The sequence below is a fragment of the Thalassotalea sp. G20_0 genome, from assembly GCF_017744175.1.
Taxonomy (GTDB): Bacteria; Pseudomonadota; Gammaproteobacteria; order Pseudomonadales; family Endozoicomonadaceae; genus Endozoicomonas.
Map to the genome: position 1 here is coordinate 1 of NZ_JAGHQV010000199.1, position 1,381 is coordinate 1,381.

Annotated in this window: 1 protein-coding gene; it reads left to right on the forward strand. The window is 51.5% G+C overall.

Annotated elements, in window-relative coordinates:
- Nucleotides 1-1,381 (forward strand): calcium-binding protein (locus tag J7438_RS25480; RefSeq protein ID WP_286196940.1); only part of this gene is annotated, 1,381 nt, incomplete at both ends.

The window sequence follows — 1,381 nt, forward strand, 5'->3', positions numbered from 1 at the left end:
GTGGGCTGGGCAATGACACCCTGACGGGCGGTGAAGGTGCTGACACTTATCATTTTTCTGCTGGAGACGGGCAGGATGTGATTCATAACTACGATAGTGAAGGCATGGACACTATTCGGTTTGCAGATAGTGTTTTACCAGACAGTGTCGCAGTATCAAGGGCTGGTGATGATCTTTTGCTCTGTTATGGGGGGAATGATCAGGTCACTGTTTCCCGGTTCTTCCAGGATGAAGGTCATTCCAGATACGCTCTGGATACGGTGACGTTTGCTGATGGCACTGTCTGGAACAAAGAACTACTGCTGGATAAAGCGCTTCTTGGAGATGGTGGTGATAACCTACTCCTTGGTTATACGACAGATGACGCGCTTTCCGGTGATGCTGGAAGCGATATTCTGGTGGGCAATGCCGGTGATGACAGCTTGCGTGGCGGTACTGGCAACGACCGACTGGAAGGGGGCGTTGGCGATGACACCTATCATTTTGCAGCCGCCGATGGCAGTGATGTTATTGAAGACAGTGCCGGTATCGATACCCTGAGCTTTGAAGACCTGAACGATGGCGATGTGTTACTGCGCCGACTGGGTGATGATCTGATTATCACCAGTAATGCTGATCGTAATGACAGCGTTCGCATCCTAAACCATTTTACCGATAAGGCAGGTCTTGTCAGTGGGAATGCGATTAATTTCATCGTGTTTGCCAACGGAACCCGCTGGAATACTGATGACATTCTGGTTCAGTCGGTAAAAGGGACTGAAGCTGATGACCAGATTCTTGCCCATGCTGAAAATGACATGATCACCGCGTTGGGTGGTGATGATGTTATTAATGGACAGGGAGGTAATGATCAGATCAACGGTGGCGATGGTGCAGATACACTTTATGGCGAATCCGGTAGGGACATTCTGGTCGGTGGTCAGGGCAATGATCGTCTGGAGGGCGGAGTTGACAATGACCGTCTGGAGGGGGGGCAAGGTGTAGATACCCTTCTAGGCCAGGATGGTAATGATCATCTGTACGGTGGTGACCAAAATGATGACCTTAGCGGGGGCTCTGGTGATGACCAGCTCTTTGGCGATAGCGGCAACGACACGCTAAACGGTGACTGGGGTGATGACACCCTGCATGGTGGCTCCGGCGATGATGAACTGACCGATCATACTGGCAATAACACCCTGTATGGTGGAGAGGGGAATGACAAATTGTCTGGTCGTGGAGACCTGTTTGGTAATGAAGGTGACGACACTCTGGAAGGCAGTGGTCTTTTAGCAGGTGGTGAAGGTCATGATGTCATTACCGGGCAAAGTGGCAGCACCCTGAGAGGTGACACCGGGAACGATACCCTCATCGTTGACAGTCAGCCCTGGGAGCGCGGTGT